At 65.7% G+C, this 431-nt stretch carries 1 CRISPR repeat array.

From position 1 onward, the window contains the following. Position 1 precedes the first annotated feature (1 nt). A CRISPR array of direct repeats spans positions 2-431; the repeat unit is 30 nt; unit sequence TTCAATCCACGCGCCCCGTGCGGGGCGCGA.

The following is a 431-nucleotide window of genomic DNA, read 5'->3' as shown; positions in this document are numbered from 1 at the left end:
TTTCAATCCACGCGCCCCGTGCGGGGCGCGACCGTGTCGGCAAGTGTGAGCGTCGCCATCGTTTCGTTTCAATCCACGCGCCCCGTGCGGGGCGCGACTCCGCATGACCTCCATGCGTGCCTGCTCGTTCTTGTTTCAATCCACGCGCCCCGTGCGGGGCGCGACCCCCGTGCAATCATCCGCGATCTTGCGTCAAGGCGTTTCAATCCACGCGCCCCGTGCGGGGCGCGACGCGCACAATTCGGAAGGAATCCACCCCCGGAATCGTTTCAATCCACGCGCCCCGTGCGGGGCGCGACTGGTTATGTGTCGCGCAAGGGTAACGGATTCACGGTTTCAATCCACGCGCCCCGTGCGGGGCGCGACCGACGGAGCGGATATATGCACCGATCACATCCTGTTTCAATCCACGCGCCCCGTGCGGGGCGCGA

The sequence above is a fragment of the Selenomonas sp. oral taxon 892 str. F0426 genome, from assembly GCF_000468035.1.
Classification (GTDB): Bacteria; Bacillota; Negativicutes; order Selenomonadales; family Selenomonadaceae; genus Centipeda.
Note: the sequence above shows the minus strand (reverse complement) of the source record. Positions and strands in the feature narration are given on the sequence as shown.